Origin of the sequence: Cohaesibacter intestini (genome assembly GCF_003324485.1) — a bacterium.
GTDB lineage: Bacteria > Pseudomonadota > Alphaproteobacteria > Rhizobiales > Cohaesibacteraceae > Cohaesibacter > Cohaesibacter intestini.
This window is the reverse complement of record NZ_QODK01000007.1, coordinates 159,391-177,450: the sequence shown is the minus strand read 5'-3', so window position 1 is coordinate 177,450 and position 18,060 is coordinate 159,391. Positions and strand designations below refer to the sequence as shown.

Below are 18,060 nucleotides of genomic sequence, written 5' to 3'. Positions count from 1 at the left end.
GGAGAACATGTACTGCTAGGCTGGCAAAACAACAAGAACACACAAATAAGTCAGATACTTACCTGAAAGTATGTTTATGACGGATCAGATGGATACGCCCCGCGAATACACACAGGAAAGTGCAACCGAAGGCGTTGAAGCCGCCCTTCGCATGATCGAGGGACGATGGAAACTGATCATCCTGTTCCATCTTTTCGGAGGGCGGGTCCTGCGCTTTTCCGAACTGGAACGCGCGATCCCCGGGGTGTCGCAGAAGATGCTGATCCAACAGCTTCGGCAAATGGAAGGCGACGGCATCGTGAAGCGAACGGTGTATCCTGAGGTGCCGCCGAAAGTGGAATATAGTCTGACCGATTGGGGGCAATCGCTTTGCCCCGCGCTTGATGCGCTCCTCACCTGGGCGGGCAATCGTCCCGGAGAGAACCGCTAAACTGCTTTTTATGAGGCTGGGCTCTCATGAATTTCTATCCATTCCTATTCGGGCATGGGATGCGAAATGGATTCCCATTTCTGTCGTGATCGACACAATTCTTTGGAGAAGTCTTAGCATCGAGGCAATTAAACGTCGCCCGGATAGGACCGCTACCAGGATTGGACATAATTAGATTAAGTCGACGTCCTTGCTGGCTTAAATCGATGTCAAAATGCTGTCCATTGTTCCAATTTCCCGAGCCTGTAGCGTTCGAATCGTCGCCATGTGTCCATGTCAGCTCAGCTTGCCAACCGTTGTTAGCTGTGACGAAATATTTCTGAATTTCCGGGTTATCCGCAATCGTCAGACGGCAGTTTTTGCATTGCCCAGCGTTTGATGCGGTTTGAATATAGTTCCCACAAAACCCCGCTTGGGCGAGGTTTTGAGTGCTGATGAATACGAATACAAAAGCGAGTAAACGAAAAAAACTTCGGTATTTGTTAGTCATATTATTCCAATCAATTTTTGATATATAAGTAACTATACTCACAATATCTTACTATTCTTTATTTTTCAACCATGCCTCATGAACCTGTGTTGCGAACTTTCTTCAATTATCATTCCTTGAACCAAGGTCTCAAATGGGCTCGGATTGGACGCGTGCAGTGCGTGCTGATGCGAAACCGCCATCCAAGTTTGTGACAAGCAATCGCGGCTTGGTCCCGACAGTCGCCATATGGCATTGCCGCTGAGCCGCTTGGTCCTTCCTGCCATTTGAGCAGAGCACAGTATTTTTGCCAGTGCAGAGCAGAAAATGCCTTCTGGGTTGCGAACGAAATGCCTCAGATGTCTTGAATTGTGGGGCGGATCATCAGCGGCAGCTTCAATGCCCTACTGGACACGGTTGAAGATGCTGCGCCTGAGGCAATGATGGAGCAAGCCATCCGCGAAGTTGATGACGCCATCGAAGATGTGCGCGCCGAACTGGGCAAAATCATTGCCGCCAAGCATGTCGCGAACAAGAAGTTGGCCGACAAGAATGCCCAACACGACGATTTGAGTTCCAAAATCGAAATCGCGCTGACCGAAAAGCGCGAAGATCTTGCAGAAGCAGCCATCGCTCAGCAACTGGATATCGAAGCCCAATTGCCAGTGTTGGAGCAAACCATCGCCGATGCATCCGAAAATGAAAAGGAACTCGAAGGGTATATTGCGGCCCTGCAAGCCAAAAAGCGGGAAATGGCTGAAGAGTTGAAAGCCTTTCGCGAGGCAAAGGCCGCATCACAAACCGGCCAGACTGGCGGTCCATCTGCAGCCCAAGCCGACATCTCCAAGGCAACCAAAGCCTTCGATCGCATAATGGAACGGCAAGGCATTCCGCCTTCCAAGGGAGCCGCAAGCGCAAAAACCGCCGCTCAAATGCAAGAGTTGGAACAACTCAGTCAGAAAAACCGGATCAAGGAAAGACTGACAGCGATCAAGTCTCGCCTTGAAGAATAGGCTCAAGTCATGATTTTGCTGTCCTATTTTGGCGAGCCAGCAAACCATCCTTTTCTGGTGGCTTTGTTCGTAGTCTTCGTTTTGGCAGCGATTGAAGGTGTCGGTCTGCTGATTGGCGCAGGCATTTTCGGGTTTTTGGATGGGCTGCTGCCAGATATTGATCTGGGTACGGAACTCGACATTGATGTCGATGTACCGGACATGCAGACACCTTCAATGACCGGTCAATTCCTGTCTTGGTTACGCTTGGGGCGGGTGCCGGTGATTTTTTCACTGATCGTCTTGCTTGTTGCTTTCGGTTTGATCGGTTTGACGATCCAAGGTCTGAGCCTTTCAATATTCGGGAGCGCACTGCCTGCCATTGTAGCGGTTTTGCCGGCCCTTCTTCTATCCATTCCGGTTCTAAGCCTGGGCAACCGATTTCTGGCCCTTGTCCTGCCAAGAGATGAGACATCGGCCATATCCAGAAATCGGCTGATTGGCAAAATCGCAACAATCACTCTGGGGGAAGCGAGACATGATTTCCCGGCCCAAGCCAAGGTAACCGATCGGTTTGGCCTCACTCACTATATCATGCTCGCCCCGGACAATGAGGACGAAAGCTACAGGCAAGGAGATCGGTTGTTGCTGGTCCGCCTGCACGACAACACCTATTACGGCATTCAATCGACATCTAATGCTCTGAAATAGCGGGTATTTTCAAGTTCTTTCAATGGATCTACTACAATGTATGAAACACAGAACACATTCAGTGGTTTGCTAGGCGTTGGCACCACAGCCATCATCATCGTTATTGCTCTTTTGGTCATCGGGATGATTTTGGCGCGTCTATATGTGCGCGCATCAAAGGAAATCTCGTTCGTCAGAACCGGGTTTGGTGGTCAGCGGGTGATCATGAATGGCGGTGCGTTGGTGCTGCCGGTCTTGCATGAAACCATCCCGGTCAACATGAACACGCTGCGTCTGGCTGTGCGACGTGACAATGACCAAGCCTTGATCACGCGTGACCGGATGCGCGTTGATGTGGTTGCAGAATTTTATGTCCGGGCGCAACCGACCGAGGAATCCATCGCGGCTGCGGCCCAAACCCTTGGTCGCCGGACCATGCAGCCCGAACAACTCAAAGAGCTGGTTGAAGGCAAGTTCGTTGATGCCCTGCGATCCGTTGCGGCGGAAATGACAATGGAAGAACTGCATGAAAAGCGCACGGATTTTGTCCAGAAAGTGCAACAGGCAGTGATGGAAGACCTGCTCAAAAATGGTCTGGAGCTCGAGTCTGTCTCTCTGACTGGCCTTGATCAAACCAGCATGGATTACTTCAACCCATCCAACGCGTTTGATGCCGAAGGGTTGACCCGCCTGACCGAAGAGATCGAGCGGCGCAAGAAAATCCGCAACGACATCGAACAGGACACGCAGATTCAAATCAAGACCAAGAATCTGGAGAGCGAGAAGCTCAGTCTCGATATTCGACGGGACGAAGAATATGCACGCATGGAGCAGGAACGTGAAGTGCAGGTACGTCAAGCAGCTCAGTCTGCCGAGATTGCTAAAAACAAAGCCGAGCGAGAGCAAGAGGCCGAGCAGGCTGAGATCAACTCCAAGCAACATGTCGAGAAATCGAGAATCCTTGCCGACAAGGCCGTGGCAGAAGAACGCATCGAGATGGAACGTCTGGTGCGCGAAAGAGAGATTGAAAAGCAAAAAGCAATTGAATTGGCCGAACAGGTGAGAGAAATTGCCATCGCCGAAAAGTCCAAGGAACAGTCAGAGGCACAAGCCGAAGCCGATATCGCCAGAGCGAAAGCTGTTCAGGCGGAAGAAAAAGTAACGACATCGCGCGAGAACGAAATTGCCGAACGCTTGAAGGCGATTGAGCTGATCGAAGCGAGCAAGGAAGCCGAACGCAGCGCGATCCGCATCAAGGTAGAGGCTGAAGCCGAGAAAGTTGCCGCCGGTGACCGCGCAGAAGCCTTGCGAGAGGAAGCCGAAGGGGAAGCGACCGCAGAAAAATTGCGGGCTGAAGCCGCTGAAATTCGCTATCGCGTTGACGCCGAAGGGACGCGATCAATGAACGAAGCCCAGAACCTCCTCTCTGCAGAGCAGATCGCCATGCAGATCAAGATCAAGCTGATTGAAAATCTGGACAGCATCATTCGCGAAAGCGTCAAGCCGATCGAAAAAATCGATGGCATTAAAATTGTGCAGGTCGAGGGGCTTGGAAGCGGTGGCAACGGCACTCCCCAGGCCGGGCATGATGGCAATCTGGCAGACAATGTCGTAAATAGCGCCCTGCGCTATCGGGCACAGGCACCACTTCTGGACTCTTTGCTCAAGGAAGTCGGGATCAAGGGGGGCGACATCAATGGCATCACCTCGGAGCTTGCCGGTCTGGATGTCGAAACTCCCCAAAATACGGCCGCTTCAGCACAGAGCGAAAAAGCGGACTAAACGCCAAGGAGACGCCTGCTCACAACAAGCGTGACCGGGGGCGTCAGTTGATGACGCCTTCTGTCTTGAGATAGCTGATCTGGTTGGCCACCACATCGGAGAAAGCCTGACCGATGCCACTTAGCGGGCGATCCTTTGGCACGAATTGGGCAATGTCCCAGCGAATGGCCGGCAAAAGCGGGCAATCGACCACCTTGTCATGGTCCAGCAAAAGCCCGGCAACCGGGTCGACAATGGCCAGTCCGACACCCTTTTCCACCAGCTGGACGATGCCATGCAGGGTGCGCATTTCGGCGACAATCGAGCGCTCCACATCGATGGAATGCATCATATAGTCGATCCGCATCCGCAGGGGGCTGCCCGATGCAAGATCGACAAAGGTCTCCTTTTTCAATTGTTGCAAAGTCAGGGCCTTCGCCCCGCTTAGCGGATGGTGCTTGGGCATCAGGCAGCGGGCCTCGCAGGTGGCCAGTGAGGTAACATCGGCACCATAGGGGTCTGCATCAAGGGTGATGCCAAAAGCGAGATCGCAACTGCGTTCCAGCACCATCCGCATGATCTCGCTCATCCCGCTGTCGCGCAGGCGAACACTGACATGGGGATGGCTTTTCTGGAAATCGGCAATGGCATCAATCAGGAATGTATCGCAGAAGATTGGCTGGGCCGCGATGATTAGATGGCCGCGCTGGTTGTTGGCTATGGCGCTGGCTTCTTCTGTTAGCGCCCGGATGCTTTCCAGCCCCCGCACCACCGTTTGATGAAACTGAAAGGCCTCTGGCGTTGGCACCAGCTTGTTGCGCTTGCGCAGAAAGAGGGCGAATCCCACCCGTGCCTCGAGCGCCGTCAACAGACGACTGATCATCGGTTGGCTGAGATTCAACTCCTCCGCGGCACTGCCCATGCCCCCCAACCGGATATAGGCGTCAAAGGCCTGTAATTCGCGGATTTTCATCATTTCTTTTTGCCTCAGTATTACTATTTTGCATACTATCATATTTTCTTGCAAAAAAAGGAATACTGTGGAACAAATTCTGTGTGGATTATCCAATCCCCTTCCAAAGGTCTGTTTCGGGCCGCAATCTAAAAGGTTCAAAAACAATGAAAAAAATTGTGTCCGCCCTCGCGATGGCGACAGCTCTCTTCACTGGCGCTGCCATGGCTGAAGACAGCTATCCGACACAAGCTGTTACCCTTGTCATTCCTTATGGCCCGGGTGGTGCATCCGACCTTGCCGGTCGTGCTTTGGCCGAAACCGCAAAAGGCTATCTCGGTCAGCCAATCACCGTGGTCAACAAGCCCGGTGCCGGTGGCATGAACGGCGCCCGTTCTGTTTCCGAGGCTGATGCGGACGGTTATACCCTGCTGCTGGCCCGCGTTGGCATGGCGCTGACCCCGGCCGTCAATCCGCAGGCCTCGGTTGATTGGGATGCCTACACCTTCCTCGGAGCGCTGGAAGCAACCCCGATGATCCTCGCCGTTAAAGGCGATTCCCCTTACAACAGCGTGGATGATCTGCTTAAAGCCGTCAAAGACAGCAATGGCGCGATGACTTATGCGGCCTCTGGCGCGACGGCGATTGACGGCTTCACCTCGCAGGCTCTGTTGTCTGACGTTGGCCTTGACCCACTGACCGCTGCCACTTTGGTGCCTTATAAAGGCGGCGGAGCACTGGCAACGGCTCTGCTTGGGGGCCATGTGGACTTTCTTGCCATTTCTGCCGGTTCGCTCATTCCGCATATCGAAAGCGGCGACATGAAAGCGCTGATGGTCTTCGCTCCATCGCGGATGGACAAGCTGCCAGACGTGCCAACCGCAGCCGAGCTTGGCTACAAACAGGCCGGTCAGGTTACCGGCTGGAGCGCGCTCTATGCACCAAAGGGTCTGCCGGACACTGTCATTGCCAAATGGAATGAAGCATTGAGCAAAGTCGCAACCGACAAGACCTGGCTGGAACTGGCTGCCCGTCGTGGCTCCATCTCCACCGTCGGCTCGGTTGACATGACCGCTTACGCCAAAGAGCAGTATGATCTGTTCCACGGGCTCGCCAAAAAATTCGGCTATCTGCCCAACTAACAAAAATCAAAAACACCTTCATCTGACAGTAAGCGGGGCCTCTTTCAGGCCTCGCCCTTTGTTGGGAACTCCCCGCCATGCAGACTTCCATTTTTCGCAGTCCGTGGTTCAGTGGAGTGACAATTGTCGCCTTCTTCGCCTTTGTCATCCTGATCCTGATCCCGGTTTATGTGCCGCGCCCGGCCTTCATTCCCGGCTTTGCGCCGCCGCCGGATATGTGGCCGCGCACCATCTCCATCATTGGCATTGGCCTTGGCGTGCTGCTGTTCATTCTGGCTCTGATGGGCCGGATGCCCGCAAGTGAGCGGATTGAAAGCGACGGGTCGTCGATTCCGACCCAGATCATCCGCTTCATCGGCGCCATGGTGGCCTTTGTCGCCTTTATTCTGTTGATGCCCTATGTCGGCTTCCTGCTTGCCTCGATGGCATTGACCGGCGCAATGATCCTGCTGACCGGCGAGCGTGATTATCGCTACTGGATTGCGGGACTCTCCCTCATTGGCCCGGTCCTGCTGCAGCTGATCTTTCACGCAGCCTTGGGAACCCAGTTCCCGGTCGGCATCCTGACCAAACCCTTTGGCTTTTGATCGGAAATATAGATGGCGCAAGACATTCTTCTGGCCCTGCAGGCGGTTGCAACCTGGCAGAATCTTCTGATCATGGCCGCTGGCATTTGGGGCGGCGTGATCATCGGGGCAATCCCCGGCATGACCGGCACTATGGCGGTCACCCTCGCCCTGCCTTTTACCTTTTACATGGAACCTGTTCCTTCGATCCTGCTGCTGGTCGCGCTTTACAAGGGCTCGACCTATGGCGGCTCGGTATCGGCGATCCTCATCAAGACCCCCGGCACGGCTTCGGCTGCCTGTACTGCGCTTGATGGCTATCCGCTCGCCCGTCAGGGCAAGGCGGGCAAGGCGCTGAATATGGCGCTTTATTCCTCAGTGATCGGAGACTTTATCTCCAACTTGTCGCTGATTTTTCTGGCTGCGCCTTTGGCCATTCTGGCTTTGCGCGTTGGCCCGCCGGAATATTGCATGTTGATGCTGTTTGCCCTCACAACCGTTGCGGGCGTGTCTGGCAACTCCTTGCTGCTTGGACTGATTTCAGCCTGCTTTGGTCTGTTGCTGGCCACCGCCGGTGAAGATTTATACGGCTCCTTCCGCTTTGCTTTCACCGATGACATGCAGGCGGGGCTGTCGGTTGCGCCGGTGCTGATCGGCCTTTTTGCCTTGCCGGAATTGCTGAAGTTGATTGTCTTCCGGGCGGCGCACAAGGATGAAGCCGCAAAATTGGGAGATCAGAAGGTCTCCCGGGAAGAGTTTTTGGGCTCGCTCAAATCGATCCTGCGTGGCTCGGCCATCGGCGCCGTGCTTGGGGCTATTCCGGGCATCGGGCCATCGGCGGCGGCATTCTTCTCCTATGGCGAAGCCCAGCGGACCTCGAAAAACAGCGACAATTTCGGCAAGGGCGAGCTGGAAGGCATCGCCGCGTCAGAAGCCGCCAACAATGGGGCCTGTGGTGCGACCATGATCCCGCTGTTGGCGCTGGGCGTGCCCGGTGACGTCATTACCGGCGTCATGCTCGGGGCGTTCATGATTCAGGGGCTGACCCCCGGACCTTTGCTGTTCCAGACCAACATCCATGAAGTCTATATGCTGTTTATCGGCATGTTGTTTTCGTCGGTGCTGCTGTTTTTTGCAGGCAAGGTGATCATGCATGGTTTCTCCCATGTGGCCCGCGTGCCGCAAACCCTGCTGGCGCCGGTGGTTCTGCTGCTCTGCCTGTTTGGCATTTATTCCATCGCGTCGAGCATGTTTGATGTGGCGGTGCTGTTGATCATGGGCGTTGCAGGCTTTGGGATGTTCCTGCTCAACATCCCGGCGGCTCCCTTCCTGATTGCCTTCATCATCGGGCCGATGATCGAAGAGAATTTGCGCCGCGCTTTGGCCATTTCCCGTGGCGATCCATCCGTCCTGATTTCCTCTCCCATCACGGCTATTTTTGCGGTGCTGATCGTCCTAGTCGTCGGCTTCACGGTGCGACGAGAATTCCTCAAATCCAGAAATAGAAAGGCGTGAGACCAATGAGCCTCACCATCGAAGCCCCTACGCTCCAGCATTCAGCTCTTGAGTGGGCAAAGGCGCATTTGGGGGTTTTGATTGGATATGATTCCGTATCCAGTCGTTCAAACCGAGCGCTTATCGACTATGCAGCCGAAACTCTCGCTAAATTGGGGGCGGATATCACCATCCTGCCCAATGAAGACGGCACCAAAGCCAATATGATTGCCCGCTTTGGTCCGGCCGACCAACCCGGCATTGTGTTATCCGGTCATACGGATGTGGTGCCTGCCGAGGAAGACACATGGATCACCCCGCCCTTCGTGGCCGACGAACGGGATGGTCGTATCTATGGTCGCGGCTCTTGTGATATGAAAGGCTTTGCTGCCTGCATATTGGCCAAGGCAGGGGTGATCGCTAAGGCTGATCTCAAACGCCCGGTCTATATTTGCTTCTCCTATGATGAAGAGGTGGGATGTCTGGGGGCTCCGGCCATTGCCCGCTGGCTGGCGGCTTTGGATGTGCCACCGGAACTTGCCATCATTGGCGAGCCGTCGGAGATGAAATTGATCACCGGCCAGAAGGGAAAAATCGCGATGCGGGCCCATGTGAAGGGCACGTCTGGTCATTCTTCCTTTGCCCCCGACCATGTCAATGCGGTGGAATATGCCACCCGGATCATCGCGACGATTGCCGAGCGCGCCGACCGTTATCAGCTCGAAGGGCCGTTTGATGCGGACTTCACCGTGCCCCATGCCACCATGTTGACGACGATGATCAAGGGCGGGGTCGCAACCAATGTGACGCCGGACACATGCAGCTTCACCTTCGAGCTACGCTCGATCAGCGGGATGGATGCCGAGGGCGACATGCAGGCCTTGCTGGAAGGCATTGAGGCCGATGTGGTTGCCAAAATGAAGGCCAAGTCACCGTCAAGCGGTGTCACATGGGAGCGGATCTTTGCCTATCCCGCCATGGGGGAGGCGCGTGGCAATGCGGCTTTTGAATGCTATGCCCATCTGATGCCGGAATGGGGTGGCAAAGTGTCCTATGGCTCGGAAGGGGGTGTCTTTGAGACCGAAGGCAATATTCCGTCGGTGATTGTCGGGCCCGGCTCGATCAAGCAGGCTCACAGGCCGAACGAATTTGTCGAGATTGACCAGCTGGAACAATGCCTGACATTTATCGATGAGCTGACGTCTGTGTTGGAACAACCTGTCTAGCTGTCTTGCTATTTTTGTGAACAAAAGGGTCGGGCAACCGGCCTTTTTTGTTGCCTTGGTGCGGGCTCGACAAACTGGTGGTAGAGAGTTTCGCGCCGCCCTCTGGAGGTCAGAAGGCGAGCATAGCTGGTGCATTAATCTGACCGACCACACCGGTCGCGCGGCTACCGAGGCCGATTTCAATGACAAGCCCATGGTCATTTTCTTTGGCTATACCTTTTGTCCGGATGTTTGCCCGACAACTCTGGCAGAAATGGTCGGCTGGGTTGAAGATCTGGGCGAAGAGGCCGACGCTCTACACTATGTGTTTGTCTCCGTTGATGCTGAGCGGGATGATCAGGAAACGTTGGCTTCCTATGTTGGTGCTTTTTTCGATCAGCTTGTGGGCCTTTATGGGACGCAGCAGCAGGTGCTTGACGTCACAAAAGCCTATAAAGTGTATGCGAAGAAAAACGAGCCGAATAGTGAAGAGGGATATTTCACGATTGATCATACAGCCACAGTTTACCTGATGGCGAAGGGCAACAGACTAAGTGCGACCATTGGCTTTGGTGAGAGCCATGACTCTGCGGTTGCCAAACTCAGGCGATTGATTTCTTCAGTTGAGTAATCCGCTCCCCATAAACCTGAAGTGCGCAAGACTGGGCTTGGTGAGACACATTGAGCCTAGCCTTTTTCTGTAGGACTTGAAACGGGCAGGGCAACATCGATGGGCGAGAGCACTTCCTCAGCCGTGATGTCTTCAAACCGCATGATGCTGCCACCATGGTTGGTGATGAAGTCCATAGCCTTGGCTTTGTCGGAGAAGGGAACATATTCAGGCGCCCCCATGCCACCCATGGCATTCGATCCGACCACAAAATAGGCCTTTTCCACGCGGATCCAGTTTTCAGTTCCCGGCTCTTCCCAGCTCTTCGCAGCCCCCATGTCGTTGACATACAGAACGATGATGTCCGCACTCCGTTCTGCAGACTTGATCTTGGCAAGCCCGTCACGGACCTGAGAGAACCAGAGGGGATGGAGCAGGGTCTCGACGAACAATTGCGCTTTCGGACCTGGATGTTCCAGGATCGCCATCTGGCAATAATGCCCTGCGGCTTCATCGGTCAGCGCAATGGGGGCCGGGATGGCACTTTGTTGCGTTTCCTCACTGCAGGCTCCGAGCATTGTCAGGAGGCAAAGAAGGGCGACGGCCGGTTGTTTCATGGTTCCATCCTTTTGAAAAAGAACGAAGAAATCGAAAGGGCGATCAAAGGCCAAAGCGCAAGGGAAACCACTTGTCCGACAAGCCCGATCGCATGGCTGGCGGATGAAACGCCAGACCCGATCATGCCACCGTCGGTGAAGGGGGTATTGATCAACCGGAAGGCGTCAGCCGGGTTGGAGACCAGAAGCCACGGGAACACGCTCTTGGTGAAATAGCCGGCTTCATCGAAAACCAGCGCACCGAGCAGGGCCAGATCGTAGAGCACAACACAAACCAACCACAGGGCGATGGCGATGCCAGAAGCAGCCCCGGACTGGCGCACGGTGATTGAGATCGCATACCCCAACCCCAGAAAACAGGAGCCAAGGGCAAGGGAGGTGACATACAGTTTAAACAAGGGTGCGAGGGCGAGATGCTCGGCACCATGCTTGAATGTGACAAGGGTTGCCGTCAGACAAAGCCCGATGCCTATGGCGATAGCCAACACGCTGAAATGAGCAATGAACTTGCCGATCAGGATTTCAAGTCTGGACAGCGGGTAGGAGAGGCTCAGGGTCAGGGTTCCGCGCTCTCTCTCGCCGGAAATAGCATCAAAAGATAGAAGCAGAGCGATGAGCGGTATGAGATAGACCGATAAGGTGGTGATGGATGTCAACGCGATGGTCAAGGGGTTAACGCCCAGGATTCCAGTGGGAGCATCCCCGGCAAAGGTCAGGACAATGTCAAAAAGAACCATGACCATGACAGCGATGGTGACCCACAAATTGCGACGGGCGATGAGCAGTTCCAAACGAGCAATGGCAAATACAGACATCAATGCATCTCCTCATTCACGCCGCTGTAATGACGATACAATTGTTCGAGGCTGGCGGGGGTTACGTCGACATCCTTGACAATGGAGCCAAGCGCGGTGATTGAGGAAAGCAATTGCACCTTCTCTTGTGGTTGGCAGTAGAATTCGATCAGTTGGCCATTCACCCGATGTCCTCCAAGCTTGCCGTGAATGTCCCCTACCGTTTCCGGAGTGGCCGTAACCGTGACCCGGATCGGCAGGTCTGCGGACATGCGCAACCGGGAAAGACTGTCATTGGCAACCAGTTTGCCCTTGCTCAGGATCGAAATACGATCTGTGCGCAGCTCCAGCTCGGTAAGCGCATGGGATGACAGCAATATAGCGGCCCCTTTCTGGGCCAGTTCCTCGACGATATCATAGAATTCATGACGAGAAATCGGATCAAGACCGCTGGTCGGTTCATCAAGAATGGCCAGTTTAGGATCACCCAAAACCACTTGAGCCAGCCCGACCCGCTGCCGCATGCCCTTTGAATAGGTGCGGATTTTTCTGTCGGCAGCGTGGGCCAGACCCACACGTTCAAGCAGGGCATCAGCTTGCGAAAGCGGCGCAGATTTCAGTCTTGCGCAATGATGCAGTTGTTCCCTGCCGGTCAAGGATCCATGAAACGCAACACTTTCGGGTAGAAAACCGGTTACGTTCCGCGCCTTCCGGCTTCCCGGCTCGGCCCCGAGAATGGAGATGTTGCCTTGAGAAATCGCGGTCAGGCCAAGGATCATTCTGATGATCGTCGTTTTGCCTGCTCCGTTGTGGCCCAGCAGCGCAACCCGTTCTCCCGCTTCGATCTGCAGGCTGACGTCAGAGACGGCTTGCAGCGAATGATACCGTTTGAACAGGTTCTTAATGTCGAGCGCAGGCATCAGAAATCCTCCCAGATCGTGCGACTTGGCAGTTTGGGTTGCATCAGGGGTGCACGATCAACAACACCACCGGGCAAAAGTGCAGGGAAAGTTGACTGAGACCAGCGGATCAACTGCACGGCAGGTGAGCCGAGCAGTGCTTTGGCAGCTGGCTGCGTCCAAAGAATGTGGTCCATAATGTCATTTGGTCGATAGACGTTGTCTGCAATTCCGTTGCCGTCAAGATCGAAGGCTGCGTGATCAGACCAGTAGTTGCCTTTTCCATCAACGCTCCAGTCAATCCAGCGGGAGCCGACATATTTCACTTGGGTTCGGTTGGCGACAAAGGCGTTGTTGCTGAACTGGTTGCGTTCAGACCCAGCCGTGAAGTGAATGCCAATGCCGCAACCGGCAAAATAGTTGCCTTCAAACCTGTTTTTGTGTGCGTTGTAGATAAAGACGCACTTGTCATCAACGCTTTCGATGTGATTGCCGCTGACGGTACTGCTGTTGGTGTAATTCATCATGATACCGTGATCGCGATCCCCTTTGGAGTAATTGCCTTTAATCACGACATTCCTCGAATACATGATGGCGTATCCCAAGTGATTTCCTTCGGAGAGATTATTGGTAACGATGCTGTCGTTGGCATACATGTAGTGCACGGCGAACCGCAGATCGCGAAAGCGGTTGCCGGAAAACTCATTCCGCTTCGATGTATTCACGAAAATACCATCGCGCCCCCAGCGAAAATCATTCTGGATGACCTTGGCACCGGGCGCGTTCCAGACATACACGCCATTGCCCCGATCATTCATTCGGAAATCCTGTCGTCCCTCAATCACATTGCGGGTGACCAGAGCATTCTTGGATCCATGTACGTCCACCCCGACAAGATTGCCCAAAATGCGATTGTCCGATACCACGGCATTGGTCGCCTTCTTGCTCAGATAGATACCGGCGTCACGACCATCGCCCTTGGAACCAGATCCGGTAACCGTCAGCCCTTTGATTGTTACATCAGGTGACAGGACTGAAATCACAGAGCCGATCTCATTGCCGACGATTGCGGCTTTGCCCGCACCATCGAGCGTGATTGGAGTGTCAATGGTGAACGAGCCTTCATAGGTGCCGGATTGAAGGCGGATGATGTCACCCGCCTTCGCATTTTTGAGAGCATCAACCAACGCTCCGCTATGTGCAGGAACGCGTATTTCCCTTGCCATCACGAAAGATGATTGAAGAAACAATACGGCTATGAACAATGTGCGAAGCATCGATTCTCCACTCTCTTAAGCAGGTTCAACCAGCATCCGGCCACGCATTTCCATATGGAGTGCATGACAGAACCACTGGCAGTAGAACCAGTGAACACCAGGGCGGTCTGCGGTGAAGGTCACCGAGGCGGTTGCCTGTGGCGCAATTTCAAAGGCAATGCCATGGTTGCCAAGTGTGAAGCCGTGGGTCAGATCATCAACGTCGTCGAGGTTGGTGATATAGATCGTGACCTCGTCACCCTGCTTGACGGTGAATTTCTCCATGGAGAAAGTCGGTGCTACGGAATACATGTAGACCCGAACCTTGTTGCCATCGCGAATGACTTCATCGTGACCGGATTCCAGATCCACGCCGTCTGCTTCCGCTTGTTTTTGCGCATCGGCCCAGGTCGGGTCATCTCGCTTCCAGGCGCTGACAGGGTTGACCTTGGAGCGGTGTACGATGATGCAGTCATGGGGCTCGGCAAAGGTCGGGCCGTCATGCACCACTTTCATTTCGTCACCGGAAATGTCGATCAACTGCTCATTCTCTGGCTTCAGGGGTCCGACATTCAAGAAACGGTCTTTGGAGAATTTGTTGAGTGAAATCAGCCATTTGCCATCAGCTTCGTTGGTTTCACCCATAGAGGTATGGTTGTGGCCCGGCTGATATTGGACATCAACTTTCGAGAGGATCGGATCAACATCCTCACCAGCATATTTGCGGATTGCCTTGTCGATGTTCCACTTGACCGACTGGCTGTCGAGGAACAGCGTGGTGTAAGCATTGCCCTTGCCATCAAAAGCGGTATGAAGCGGGCCAAGGCCCAGTTCAGGTTCACCGACGACACAGGAGCGAGGCTCTGCACCATTGAAGACAGCTTCCACTTTGTCATATTCAATAATGGACACCGTTGGGGACAGCTTGCCATTGACCATGACATATTTGCCGTCCGGTGAGGAGTTTACACCGTGTGGGCTGTTTGGAATCGGGATGTAAGCAGTCAGCTTGGAACCCTTGCGGCCGTCCAGAACCTTGACCCCGTTATGGACTTCATACTCGCCTGCCTCAACGGCAGCTTCGATGCGCGCAATGTTGAAAATGACCACATGGTCCATTTCGGACTCGGTCATGTCTGCCAGGTTCACGCCATTTTCAGAGTTATAGCAGGACGATACGGCATAACGGCCCTGATAGTCTGCATCGACATTGTCGAGATTGCCGTCAACGATAACCTGCCATGCAACTTCCATGGTGTCGCCATCAATGGCCGTGAAAATCGCAACATAGTCTTCCGGGCTATCAAGGGTGGATCCATCATTGACCAACGGGACGCGATGCTCGCCATTGGCAAAGACGTAACCGGTGCGCGGATATTTTTGCGGGCGCAGGCCGTGGATGTCAGAGGCATTCGGGATCTCGATGATCTTGTCGCACTTCATCACATCACAGCGCACACGGGCCACGCGGGTGTTTGCCTTGTCGTTCATGAAGAGATAGCGACCATCATAGGTGCCATCGGTGAAAGACATATGAGGGTGGTGGAGATCACCATTGTCATAGGTTTCCATGCCGCGCTTGGCCAGGAATTCCTTGGTTTCGGGCAGCAGACCTTCCGTCAGGATCTTCTTGGATTCGTTGGTGCAGCCCCAGCCGGTGGCCGAGCAGCGGTTGAACACAGGCACGCGCATCAATTCGCGCATCGATGGCAATCCAAGAATGCGCATCTCACCGCATTGCCCGGATGACCAGAAGCCGTAATATTCATCCAGCTCACCCGGTTCCAGGTGCGAGCTGTTCTTTGCAGCCGCGGGCGCGGTGGAAGACAGCATTGAGCCACCAGCAACCGCCATGGACGTCGCCAGAGCCGCACCTGCCCCTGTACCGCCAAGAAGTCCGCGGCGTGAGATGCCTTCTTTCGGTTTCTTTTCTGTTGTCATGTTTCTCTCCTACTGAGTTTTGTTGATTGGTGAAGCAAGAACTTTTTCGAAAGCCTCCGCCGATTGAGCGTTGCTTCTCTGGATTTTTTCCCGACTCCTGCGAAGCTTGATCCGGACCGGGCATCGTTGATCATCCTGATACAGAACCTGACAGTTCAGACAGGACAGGCATTCGTTCGGGTTGATTTCTCCCGTTGGATGGATGGCTTGAACGAAGCAGTCTTTGGCGCAAAGCTGGCATGGGCTGCCGCACTCTTTGTACCGCTTGAGCCAGTCGAACATGCGAATACGCCCCGGGATCGCCAAAGCAGCCCCCAAAGGACACAGGTAGCGACAATAGAAACGCTCAATGAAGAGGCCGGCGATCAGCAACACGATCGCAAAAGCCACAAAGGGCCATGCACGGACAAATTTCAAAATGATCGCGGTCTTGAAAGGCTCAACTTCGGCATATCCCTCAGCCATCGGAACGGAGACGACTGCGAGACCGACAAGGACCATGAAGATGATATACTTGACCGGCCAAAGGCGTTCATGGAGCCCCCAGGGAACGACGATTTGCGGCACCTTGAAGAAGCGTGCAATCTGGTTGGTCAATTCCTGCAAGGCGCCAAACGGGCAAAGCCAGCCACAAAAAGCACCCCGTCCCCAGAACAGAAGGGCGGCGGCAACCGAGCACCACAGGATAAAGACCAGTGGATCGAGCAAAAAGGCGTCCCAACTGAAGCCTTCCACGAAAGAGGAACCCAGTGCCATCAGGTTGACCACAGACAATTGGGCGTTTTGATGCCAGCCAACGAAGACCAGCGTCACCACCAGAAAACTCATGCGGAACCAATAGAAGGCGCGTGCGTTTCGGGTGACTTGCATCTGGAAAAAGAAGGTTCCGGTCAGAACAGTGAGCATTGCCACAAGGATGGCAATTTCCACCCGCTTTTCAGTCCATACCCGTTTCCATAGGAATGAGCGGGCAGCGGCATCTTCATCCTTATCCACCACGCTGGTTGCGGGCGGTGCCATTGGCCGTGGCTCAAAATAGTGTTCGGGTAATTTGTAGCCCAGATCGAAGGTGATGAACGTCTTTTCAATCGGCCCGACGGCCCGGTTCAAGAGCAGCTGGATATGCCAGGCTTTTGCCGGGTCGAACTCCGCATCGGCAGGAATCTTGAAGATGTCCAGCTCAGTAAATTTCGGAGCATCCTCTTCAGCCAAGGCCCCCAGACGGCGGTGCATACGGTCACGGAAACGCAGCGAATTGTCGCCTTGAATCAGTTGGATCCGGTCGAAAATACCACCACGGACATAGCCCGACCCCTTGAAGGAATAGACGCCGCGTCCTAGCAGCAGAATTGCATGCTCGCCTTCTTCCAGCCAGTCTGTGAGATTCTTATACTCCGCCTCGCCAAGCAGGTTTCGCCCAATGGCCGGGACAGATACCAGAGCGGCATGCATATCGATATAGGTGTTTGACGGCTCGCCTGGTTCCGGGCGCTTGATGGATCGTTCGTCTCCGGTCTTCTCAAAGGCCGAATTGACCTGACCGATATCGAGCGTCAATCGACGGATGGATCCGTCTCCCGCCAATGTGTGCCAGTCGGTGTCTTCCAGATAGTCGGACTTGAGTTTGCGGGGAGGCAAGTCACTGCCGATCTCGGCTTGCAATCCTCCCAGCCCCAGCTCTCTGGAAAGCTTGATGGCCGACCGCACGATTGAATCATCGATGATCATGATGGTGACTGTCGCACCCGAAATGATATCCAGATCGTGTCCAGCCCCACCGGTCTCCGCTTCGTGAACGATATTCAACCCCGAATAGGTGTCGGTCAGGGCCTCGATCTTGTGATTGGGAATGCCAATCAGGACGATGGGTTCTGAATGCTTGACGAGTTTGGTCCGCAGCAACTTGCCTTCCGGCGAAATAGCCACCATCACATGGATGGGCTTGCCAGAGTAACCGGTCGTGCTCACGAAATCAGACGTTATGAAAGCGTAGCCCAACAGATCATTGCCGCGCATAAGCGGCGCTATGGGAACATCGCTGCTGATCGGACCATATGCGGTCGCTTCTGCAACAAGCTCCTGGGCTGGAACCTCTTTGAGGAATTTTGTCAGAACCGGGGTGCCATTCTGTGCTTGGGACGCAAAGGGAAGGCACAAAATCGTCAAGACAAACACGATCAGACTCAGGACGTGTGCCTTGGAAATGGTTCTATGGCGACAATGGGGATCTGGTTGGTTTTGA

General features: G+C 54.2%; 16 protein-coding genes. 9 read left to right on the top strand and 7 right to left on the bottom strand.

Annotation, left to right across the window (positions count from 1 at the left end):
• Positions 1-76 precede the first annotated feature (76 nt).
• The 4 genes from DSD30_RS19695 (at position 77) to DSD30_RS19680 (ending at position 4,363) form a co-directional block, all read left to right on the top strand.
• Positions 77-430 carry a winged helix-turn-helix transcriptional regulator gene (locus DSD30_RS19695; RefSeq protein WP_245418553.1) on the top strand — a complete coding sequence of 118 codons (354 nt, stop codon included), beginning with the start codon at positions 77-79 and terminating at the stop codon, positions 428-430.
• 840 nt (positions 431-1,270) lie between these two features.
• Positions 1,271-1,912: a PspA/IM30 family protein gene (locus tag DSD30_RS19690; protein WP_198663065.1), complete on the top strand. Its 642-nt coding sequence runs from the start codon at positions 1,271-1,273 to the stop codon at positions 1,910-1,912.
• A 9-nt stretch (positions 1,913-1,921) separates the two neighbouring features.
• Entirely contained in the window at positions 1,922-2,602 is a 681-nt protein-coding gene (locus DSD30_RS19685; protein WP_114011461.1) for a YqiJ family protein, read from the top strand.
• Between the two features lie 36 nt (positions 2,603-2,638).
• Positions 2,639-4,363: a flotillin domain-containing protein gene (locus tag DSD30_RS19680; RefSeq protein WP_114011460.1), complete on the top strand. Its 1,725-nt coding sequence runs from the start codon at positions 2,639-2,641 to the stop codon at positions 4,361-4,363.
• 43 nt (positions 4,364-4,406) lie between these two features.
• On the opposite strand, the gene DSD30_RS19675 is transcribed toward DSD30_RS19680, so the two are convergent.
• On the bottom strand, positions 4,407-5,318 hold the full coding sequence (locus DSD30_RS19675; protein WP_114011459.1) for a LysR family transcriptional regulator: 912 nt from the start codon (positions 5,316-5,318) through the stop codon (positions 4,407-4,409).
• A gap of 143 nt (positions 5,319-5,461) precedes the next feature.
• Between DSD30_RS19675 and DSD30_RS19670 the strand changes: the two genes are divergently transcribed.
• The 5 genes from DSD30_RS19670 (at position 5,462) to DSD30_RS19650 (ending at position 10,332) form a co-directional block, all read left to right on the top strand.
• Positions 5,462-6,436 carry a Bug family tripartite tricarboxylate transporter substrate binding protein gene (locus DSD30_RS19670; RefSeq protein ID WP_114011458.1) on the top strand — a complete coding sequence of 325 codons (975 nt, stop codon included), beginning with the start codon at positions 5,462-5,464 and terminating at the stop codon, positions 6,434-6,436.
• Positions 6,437-6,513: 77 nt separating this feature from the next.
• Positions 6,514-7,023 carry a tripartite tricarboxylate transporter TctB family protein gene (locus tag DSD30_RS19665; protein ID WP_114011457.1) on the top strand — a complete coding sequence of 170 codons (510 nt, stop codon included), beginning with the start codon at positions 6,514-6,516 and terminating at the stop codon, positions 7,021-7,023.
• A gap of 12 nt (positions 7,024-7,035) precedes the next feature.
• Positions 7,036-8,517, top strand: a complete 1,482-nt coding sequence (locus tag DSD30_RS19660; RefSeq protein ID WP_114011456.1) for a tripartite tricarboxylate transporter permease — start codon at positions 7,036-7,038, stop codon at positions 8,515-8,517.
• A gap of 5 nt (positions 8,518-8,522) precedes the next feature.
• Positions 8,523-9,722 carry an acetylornithine deacetylase gene (gene argE, locus DSD30_RS19655; RefSeq protein ID WP_114011455.1) on the top strand — a complete coding sequence of 400 codons (1,200 nt, stop codon included), beginning with the start codon at positions 8,523-8,525 and terminating at the stop codon, positions 9,720-9,722.
• Positions 9,723-9,738: 16 nt separating this feature from the next.
• The gene (locus tag DSD30_RS19650) at positions 9,739-10,332 is read left to right on the top strand and encodes an SCO family protein (protein ID WP_157967790.1); all 594 of its coding nucleotides are present in this window, start codon (positions 9,739-9,741) and stop codon (positions 10,330-10,332) included.
• Positions 10,333-10,388: 56 nt separating this feature from the next.
• Here the strand turns inward: DSD30_RS19650 and DSD30_RS19645 are convergent, their stop codons facing one another.
• From DSD30_RS19645 to DSD30_RS19620, 6 genes are read right to left on the bottom strand one after another with little or no spacing between them, the layout of a single operon-like run.
• Positions 10,389-10,928, bottom strand: a complete 540-nt coding sequence (locus DSD30_RS19645) for a nitrous oxide reductase accessory protein NosL (protein ID WP_114011453.1) — start codon at positions 10,926-10,928, stop codon at positions 10,389-10,391.
• Positions 10,925-11,743: an ABC transporter permease gene (locus tag DSD30_RS19640; RefSeq protein WP_114011452.1), complete on the bottom strand. Its 819-nt coding sequence runs from the start codon at positions 11,741-11,743 to the stop codon at positions 10,925-10,927. The genes DSD30_RS19645 and DSD30_RS19640 overlap by 4 nt, the downstream gene beginning before the upstream one ends.
• Complete coding sequence (locus DSD30_RS19635; RefSeq protein WP_114011451.1) at positions 11,743-12,642, bottom strand: ABC transporter ATP-binding protein; 900 nt, start codon at positions 12,640-12,642, stop codon at positions 11,743-11,745. Before DSD30_RS19635 ends, DSD30_RS19640 begins: the two co-directional genes overlap by 1 nt.
• Entirely contained in the window at positions 12,642-13,898 is a 1,257-nt protein-coding gene (locus tag DSD30_RS19630) for a nitrous oxide reductase family maturation protein NosD (protein WP_114011450.1), read from the bottom strand. The genes DSD30_RS19635 and DSD30_RS19630 overlap by 1 nt, the downstream gene beginning before the upstream one ends.
• Positions 13,899-13,913: 15 nt before the next feature.
• The gene (nosZ, locus tag DSD30_RS19625; protein WP_114011449.1) at positions 13,914-15,818 is read right to left on the bottom strand and encodes a TAT-dependent nitrous-oxide reductase; all 1,905 of its coding nucleotides are present in this window, start codon (positions 15,816-15,818) and stop codon (positions 13,914-13,916) included.
• Positions 15,819-15,827: 9 nt separating this feature from the next.
• Positions 15,828-17,993, bottom strand: a complete 2,166-nt coding sequence (locus DSD30_RS19620; RefSeq protein WP_198663064.1) for a NosR/NirI family protein — start codon at positions 17,991-17,993, stop codon at positions 15,828-15,830.
• Between the last annotated feature and the right edge of the window lie 67 nt (positions 17,994-18,060).

Coding starts and splice junctions, on each gene's coding strand:
- DSD30_RS19660 (WP_114011456.1), top strand. CDS start 7,036: ATGGCGCAAGACATTCTTCTGGCCCTGCAGGCGGTTGCAACCTGGCAG.
- DSD30_RS19630 (WP_114011450.1), bottom strand. CDS start 13,898: ATGCTTCGCACATTGTTCATAGCCGTATTGTTTCTTCAATCATCTTTC.
- DSD30_RS19665 (WP_114011457.1), top strand. CDS start 6,514: ATGCAGACTTCCATTTTTCGCAGTCCGTGGTTCAGTGGAGTGACAATT.
- DSD30_RS19685 (WP_114011461.1), top strand. CDS start 1,922: ATGATTTTGCTGTCCTATTTTGGCGAGCCAGCAAACCATCCTTTTCTG.
- DSD30_RS19680 (WP_114011460.1), top strand. CDS start 2,639: ATGTATGAAACACAGAACACATTCAGTGGTTTGCTAGGCGTTGGCACC.
- DSD30_RS19640 (WP_114011452.1), bottom strand. CDS start 11,743: ATGTCTGTATTTGCCATTGCTCGTTTGGAACTGCTCATCGCCCGTCGC.
- DSD30_RS19670 (WP_114011458.1), top strand. CDS start 5,462: ATGAAAAAAATTGTGTCCGCCCTCGCGATGGCGACAGCTCTCTTCACT.
- nosZ (WP_114011449.1), bottom strand. CDS start 15,818: ATGACAACAGAAAAGAAACCGAAAGAAGGCATCTCACGCCGCGGACTT.
- DSD30_RS19645 (WP_114011453.1), bottom strand. CDS start 10,928: ATGAAACAACCGGCCGTCGCCCTTCTTTGCCTCCTGACAATGCTCGGA.
- DSD30_RS19635 (WP_114011451.1), bottom strand. CDS start 12,642: ATGCCTGCGCTCGACATTAAGAACCTGTTCAAACGGTATCATTCGCTG.
- DSD30_RS19675 (WP_114011459.1), bottom strand. CDS start 5,318: ATGATGAAAATCCGCGAATTACAGGCCTTTGACGCCTATATCCGGTTG.
- argE (WP_114011455.1), top strand. CDS start 8,523: ATGAGCCTCACCATCGAAGCCCCTACGCTCCAGCATTCAGCTCTTGAG.
- DSD30_RS19695 (WP_245418553.1), top strand. CDS start 77: ATGACGGATCAGATGGATACGCCCCGCGAATACACACAGGAAAGTGCA.